6 protein-coding genes are annotated in these 6,829 nt (G+C 63.9%); all 6 read right to left on the bottom strand.

Annotation, left to right across the window (positions count from 1 at the left end):
* Window positions 1-61: 61 nt before the first annotated feature.
* The 6 genes from P3H15_RS52730 to P3H15_RS52705 all read right to left on the bottom strand — a co-directional run bounded on the left by P3H15_RS52730 (window position 62) and on the right by P3H15_RS52705 (window position 6,702).
* The gene (locus P3H15_RS52730; protein ID WP_276144614.1) at window positions 62-217 is read right to left on the bottom strand and encodes a hypothetical protein; all 156 of its coding nucleotides are present in this window, start codon (window positions 215-217) and stop codon (window positions 62-64) included.
* Between the two features lie 224 nt (window positions 218-441).
* Complete coding sequence (locus P3H15_RS52725; RefSeq protein WP_276144613.1) at window positions 442-1,341, bottom strand: triacylglycerol lipase; 900 nt, start codon at window positions 1,339-1,341, stop codon at window positions 442-444.
* 749 nt (window positions 1,342-2,090) lie between these two features.
* A complete protein-coding gene (locus tag P3H15_RS52720) occupies window positions 2,091-2,975 on the bottom strand; it encodes a patatin-like phospholipase family protein (RefSeq protein WP_276144612.1) in 885 nt (294 codons plus the stop codon).
* A 445-nt stretch (window positions 2,976-3,420) separates the two neighbouring features.
* Window positions 3,421-3,801: a VOC family protein gene (locus P3H15_RS52715; protein ID WP_276144611.1), complete on the bottom strand. Its 381-nt coding sequence runs from the start codon at window positions 3,799-3,801 to the stop codon at window positions 3,421-3,423.
* A gap of 384 nt (window positions 3,802-4,185) precedes the next feature.
* Complete coding sequence (locus P3H15_RS52710; RefSeq protein ID WP_276144610.1) at window positions 4,186-5,922, bottom strand: enoyl-CoA hydratase-related protein; 1,737 nt, start codon at window positions 5,920-5,922, stop codon at window positions 4,186-4,188.
* A gap of 279 nt (window positions 5,923-6,201) precedes the next feature.
* On the bottom strand, window positions 6,202-6,702 hold the full coding sequence (locus P3H15_RS52705) for a GNAT family N-acetyltransferase (protein WP_276144609.1): 501 nt from the start codon (window positions 6,700-6,702) through the stop codon (window positions 6,202-6,204).
* Window positions 6,703-6,829: the final 127 nt, after the last annotated feature.

Here is a 6,829-nt window from a genome sequence, read left to right as displayed (position 1 = left end):
CCCGCATCAAACTCCGCCACCTGTATCCCAAAACTTAGCTGCGACGGTCTACTAGCTCTCGCTAAGGGGCGTCTTCGCCGAACTGCTCCGGCGGCGAAGATCCGCTCGCGCGGCAGGAATGACTGCGGGAGCCGAAATCGTTCTCGGACTTCATCATTTCGAGGGCAATTTCTGGATGGACTGGCACGGCCTTGCCGTGCTGGTCACCGCCGAACATCTGCTCACAGTCGCCCGTGGCTGGCCGCCTCAAGCGCCTGGGCGGGCACGGACCTGTAGGGAATCGTGCTCGAACCCCAATGCACACTTTCCCGTTGGACCGATACCGGCCGACTGCGCTACCACAACTGCCCGACTCAACTGCGTGCGCCCGCACATGTGCCGACGACCGGATGACTGGTGTCTTGGGGTCCGCGCCGGGGAGGTGGCTAATTCCTCCACGGGTTAAGGGTCGAGTGGCACTCGCCCCTTCGGCTCTGTCGGCGATTCGTTCTGTGTCTGCTGAATTCGGTGTCTCAGAGAAGGTGTCGTTACACGGCGGGCGTTCCTAGATCTGCGTACGGGGGTTGTACGAGCGGCCGCCCGATCAGCGTAGAGGATGCGACCCAACTCGTCGGCCATGGCGTCGAACGAGTACAGAAGGCCGAGGTGGGTCGTGGGGATGTGTCGATGACGAGCGTAAGGATCGAGTGAGCTGCGCCAGTCGACGACGGTGTCGCTGTACGAGAAGATGCTGAGAAATGGGATACTTTGGGGAAACGGTCGGGTCAGGTCTTTGCGAAGTTCACGACAGCATTGGCCGTTGAGGCATGCATACCGCATCAGTCGGGGCGCACCGAGTGTACCCGCCATCCCGATTGCGGCCGCTTCTGCTTTGAGGATGGGATGGAGGCCCCCGATGAGGCGATTTAGGGGACTGCCCATGGTGATCAGGGCGCGGACGAGGTCGGGTCGACGGACTGCGGCGGCGCGAGCGAACTGGCCGCCGCGGCTGTGAGCAACGATCATCGCGGGACGGTCGTTCTCGCGCGCTACCTTCTCCAGAAACTGCAGAAGGTGGGCAGTGGTCCGCTCGCCGCAGTCGATGCCGAGGCCAACCGGTGCAATAGTGGGGCCGCAATGGGCGAGGTCGAACCACTGCCTCATGGGTTCGAATAGCCACGGAGTGCTGAGCAGACCGCCGACCAATACGACCGGCAGTCCGCCAGCGTTCAGGGTGGGCGCAGTGGATTGGAGCACGTTATATGCGTGCCGTCGTTGACGAAACGCGCACGCCTCGTCGTACAGGGGGAGGCGAAGTGATTTGACGATCTCGTCTGCCGTTCGCAGCAAGGGAATGGTCATACGATCACTCTCCCGGTGACGATGCCAGTTGCGCGCCGGTGTAAACCTTGTAATCGGTTCTGTTGGTTTGCTAATCGAAGCGCGATGACCTGGGACGAACACTGTGTCCCAGTATGTGTGTGGCGCTGTGATCGTGGGAGAATGGTCATGGCTCCTCCGGTATCACAGGTCGGTGGTGGGTGAGTTATCTCGGCTAGGCGCAACGGCTGCGGTGTTCGTTGGTGCCTTCGGGATGCGTGGCAGGTCTTTTCAATTTGGATAGATCTCGTGGTTGGTCATTTCAGCATCTCCGACGGCGCGGAGCATCGCATGCGTAGTTCGCTACGTGACGGGTGGGCCGGATGTTCGGATCGGTACGTGGGGTTAGGGAAGGGCTACGTAAGAGCGTGGCCGCTGGGGAAGCTTTCCGCGTGGGTCCGTGAGCGGATGCCGATGGTGCGGCAGTGGCCAAGGTGCATCTCGATGTCTTGACGCTGAGGAACAGGTGGTTGGCGATCTCGCGGTTCCTCACGCCGTTGGCGGCGATGTGAGCGGCCTGGAGTGCCTGTGCTGTGAGGTGGGGTTTCGCTCGTTGTGGTGACTCGGGTGGGTTGGCCGGCGGAGTTGCATAGGTGGGCGCCGATTCGCTGGACTGCTTCCAGTGCGGCCTGGAGGTACGTGTAGAAACGCGCCGAAGAGATCACCATTGGCGAGCTCGTGTGTGTGCGCGTGCGGGAACGGGGTGAGGTCGGCGGCTTGACGGCGATGGCTCATTTTCGTTGGTTGGTGTGTCCGCCCCAGGTGTCGCGAATCTTAGCGGCGGCGTCGGCGGACTGCCGCAGTCCAGCGCCGTAGCATGATGGCCACGCGCGTTGGTCGAGTGGGTCGTGTCCGTAAGCGTCCATTGCTGCGTGGTCCGGTGTGATGTCAATGACTGTGTTCGCGTGGACCATTGCGAGTTCGTTGGTGAGGTGATCACGAGGGAAGAGGTGCGCCACCGGGTCGACGACGATCAGCTGACGGGCGCCGGCCGCGAGATCGGCATTCGTTGCTGACCGGATTCCCGCGTCTAAGTATCGGTGGCCGTTGATAGTTATCGGAGGATAGAGGCCCGGCATAGCGGTGCTCGCTGCGACCGCCTGCAGGAGTGGGACGCCGCTGGTGCGGTTCCAGGCGGTGAGGTCGCCGGTGTCGGCGTCGACGGCGGTTATCAGCAAGTTGTGATGGGACCAATCGCAGGGAGTGATCAACGCTTCTATTCGCGCAAGGTGGGACTCCTCGGGCTCGAGGCCGTCAAATACGGCCAGTTGACCGATCCTGCGTCGGGCGTCGAGTGCGTCGAGGCTGGTATCGGCGAGGATGGTGAAGACTTCGTCGAGTCGGCGTGTGGTGGATATCGGGGTTGTTTCCCACTCCACGTGTGTCTGTCGTGTGGCAATGGCCTCGAGGTTCTGGCCGGTTGTGAGTAGTGTGCCGACGATGGCGCCGGCCGATGTCCCAACGATGAGGTCTCCGTCGGTCAGGTCGACACCGTGGCGGCGCAGCCCGGCGGCAAGGCCGAGCGTCCACGCTGTCCCAACTACGGCACCGGCTCCGAGTACCACAGCGCGGCTGCGGGGTTCCGTTGAGTGACGAGCATGCGGTGTGGTGTTCATGGTTCATCCAAAGGGTCGGTTGTATCTCGGTGGATCGGGATATGCATCGTGTCTGGGGGGGGTGACCGCCGACGGGTTTGGGCCGTTGTTGAGGATACGTAGCCGTGGCATCTGTTGCAGTGCCGCTGTTTACCGGTTCATTCTTGGCCGAGTCGGATGCGATTCGGTGGCGAACCGGTCAATAGCGCCGACCGAGAGTGCATTCGGTGAAGTTGTTTCTGGGTGGCGGTTCACGGATATAGTGACCGTACCGGTCCGAACGACCTGGGGCGAAGGCGTGTTGTATCCACAGAGTGACGGAACGGTGCGCTTCCAGGGTCGGCCCTCCTATCTCAGGATGCCGCCATAACGCGGTGCTGTTTCTTGGTCGATCACGTACTTGGTCGGACCAGTGGATGCATAGGTTCAGGATGAACGAGGAACGGGAGAACGGTGGTGGTGGTTGTCAGCAGGTCCATCCCGTCGGAATGTTCAATGTCAGGCAGAACGGATGTCCCGCAGGATCGCGCAGAACCCGCCAGCGGTTTCCCCCAGGCTGGAAGTCGGCGATTCGCGCGCCGAGTCGAACCGCTACAGCCTCCGCTGTCTCGAGATCCGAGACCGCTAGATCGAGGTGCATATGTTTCGGAGTCGTCCCGCCGGGCCACATCGGCGCGTGATAGTCCGGGACGGCCACTGCTGCGATCGCACCGCCGGGCGTCTGTACTAGCGCCATGTGGTCGTCGGAGCGAATGATCTGGCCCTCGAGCAGCCCTGCCCAGAAGGTCGCGAGTACCTGCGGGTCGTTGCAGTCGAGGGTGATCAGTGTCAATCGTGCTATAGCCACGTTGTGTCCTAATCTTTCTCCAGTCTTGGGTTCTTCCAATCGGAAGAATCCGTGTCCGACCTTGGCGTCAGCTCGTTCGGCGGCATGGCCGGAGCTTGATGGTCGAGTCGCCCTTCTCCTACTGCCGCGGATTCCACGCGGCCTGCGTTCGATGGCGAGTTCGACGCCGCACTCCTTGAAGTTCGACGCTTCGAGCACCTGGTCACCACCGTCGACGAACGAAACACCACCACTGGATGTCTCGCCGATGTTAGGGGCGCCGCGATCTGAGACCAGGCGGGAGGATGGACCGATGGGAGAGCGTTCTCGCCGCCGCTGGAGTGGTGTAAACCGTTGAGCGCATTCCTCTGTAGAGGCCGGATCTGAAGGGCGGGCGACTGATGGCTATGGCGTGCCCGTGCAGGCGTGGCAGCATGCCGGCTCGATCTGGCCCCTGTCGGTGCACCGACTGGGACGGGTTTCTCGGTCGGCGTGCCGGGAATCGGCGCGGCGGTGCGGCGGAAGCCGTGCGGTGATGTCTCCGGCCCCGGCCTTGTGGGTGAATGCGTGACGCTTCTCCGCGAACCCGTGGCGATTGTCGAACATGTCGCGGGCCATGTGCGAGAGCTCGTGGGTCTCGTAATAGTCGATCGGTTTGGTGAGCGGGTCGCGGGCTGAGACCACGGCACGGTGCTGCACGGGGTCTGCGCAGCCGTTGGCGAGGTCGTCGAGCCAACTGTCGAAGTCGTCCCTGGCGCCGGGTCCGACGAGGTCGACGAGCCCGGTTTCCGCGGCGAGGCGCGCCCCGATCGGCAGCTTCTCGTCGAGCAGTTGCCGCGCCAGGCCGGCGCCGACGCGGCGTGGCAGGGTCAGCGTGTGCAATTCCGAGCCGTAGAGGCCGATGTCGTAGTACGGGTTGAGGACGACCCCGTCCCGGGCCGCGACGACATCCGCTCCGAGGGCCATCATGACTCCGCCGGCGCCGGCGTTGCCGGTGAAGGCGGCGACGGTGAGCTGGTGAGAGTTCGTCACGAGGGCTCGGCACACTGTGTTGATGGCCTTGATGTTCTCCCACGCTCGGGTCGCGGGGTTGTCGGCCGCCTCGATCTCGTTGAGGTGTATTCCGTGGCAGAACATTTCGGGTCCCCCGCGGAGAATCAGCACTCGGGTGTCCTGCCAGCGTGCGGCGCGGATGGCTTGCGCGAGTCGACGGCACTGATCGACCCCGGCGGCACCGTTGTAGAAGTCGAATGTGAGTTCCCCGACGGGGCCGCGGCGCCGATACCGGATGTCGCGAGGGCCGTCCGTCACGAGCGGGGCTGCCACGGGTAGCACGTGTGCCGCGGGCAGTTTGATACCACCGGGCTCCCTGAGAGTGCCGATCCACACCGACGCGTCGCCCGCCGCGACGAGCAGGCGGTTCCGGTGCCGGCCGATCACGGTGCCGGGCGCGGTGGGTGCGGCGAGTTTACCGCCGATGTGCGCGTCGAAGGCATGGACCTTCTGACCATTGATCTGCGTGCGCACCCCGGGGGATCCGTCGGCGGCGCGGATGCGGCGGACGATGTCTGCCGCGGGGTCGGACCAGCTGAACGCGCGGATCTGCTGGGTCATGGCCGGTCGTGGCCGCGTGCCTGGGATGGGGCGGCCTATGGCCTCGAGCGGGGTCGGGACGTAGCCGGGGTCGGTGGCCTTCTCGATGACCTCGAGGATGCAGGCGATGGCGGCGTCGGCGACGGGTCCATTGTAGAGGGCGGATTTGCGCATCGGTTCGGCCGGCATCGGGAACTCGCGATGCGCCCAGACGGGGCCGCCGTCGAATTCCTGTGTGGCCTGCAGCGCGGTGACGCCCCACACCGGTGCGCCGTCCATGATGGCGTAGTCGAGGGCGGAGGGGCCCCGATCACCGACCGCGCCCGGATGGATGATGATCGTCCGCCACCGGCGCCACACCCGCTCGGGCACTCGCTCCTTGAGGTACGGGCAGAGGATGAGGTCGGGTTGGGCACGGAACACGGCGTCGGAGACCGCGTCGTCGGACACCGCAATCGTGGTGGTGACGTGGTGGCCGCGCCGGCGCAGCTCGTCCCATGCACGCTGGCTGAGACCGTTGAACGCGGACACCAGAAGCAGGATGCGCATGTCTGACCACCTACCTGATGCCGCTGCCGATAAAGCATAGTGCGCGCGAGTAGGTCGCTTGTGGCCGCCGCAGTGCCGCCTGGCGGCCATCGCTTTCGTTGTCCATGTATCCCAGGATGTGGCCATCTCATTCGAGGTGGGCGGGTAGTCGACCACTCCATTTCGTGCCTCCGCGACGCGACGCGTGCTGATTCTGTCCCCAGGGGCTGTGGCCCCGGAGGTCGTGAGCGTTGTGCTGAATGACTCGGAGTGCGGTCGCTGCATCAGTTGTTCGGTCCGCTATCGGACGAGTCTGACTTCGACCAGGTCGGTGGTGCCCGGGTAGATCTTTTCCGATCCGTCGGGCGCGAAGCCGTTTCGGCGATAGAAGCTGTGGGCGCGGGGGTTGTCCTTGGCGACCCAAAGTTGGGCATGGTTCTCGGCTAGAACGGCGTCGAGGAGTGCTTGACCCGCGCCAGTCCCTTGGTGTTCGGGCAGGAGATAGAGGGTGTAGAGCTGGAGATCTCGTGCGGGGTCCTCGTCGTCGAGCGGTGTTCCTGCGTATGCGAACCCGACAATTCCCCCGTGAGCTTCCGTCACGCGTAGTCGCTGCGGTGGCTGCTTGCTACTCAGTGTGGAGCGCCACATCGCTTTTCGCTGTTCCAACGCATTGTTGTCGAAGTGGCAGTCGGGGAGGAGGTGTGCGTACGTTGCGTGCCACGTGGTGAGGTGGACTTCGGCGATCGCATCCGCGTCGGCCAGTCCGGGCGCGCGCAGGTGGAATTTCGCAATCTCGCTCACGGTTTGAGACTAGCGATGCTGACACGTGACGGGCCACCACGACGCTATGAGCACGAGACCCGTGAGCTGGACGTGATCTTGGACTGACGTCAACCCTGCGAACAATCGGGCGTCGTGGTTTGGCCAC

The sequence above is a fragment of the Rhodococcus sp. T2V genome (genome assembly GCF_029269925.1).
GTDB classification, from domain to species: domain Bacteria; phylum Actinomycetota; class Actinomycetes; order Mycobacteriales; family Mycobacteriaceae; genus Rhodococcus_F; species Rhodococcus_F koreensis.
This window is presented reverse-complemented; position numbering and strand designations above follow the sequence as displayed.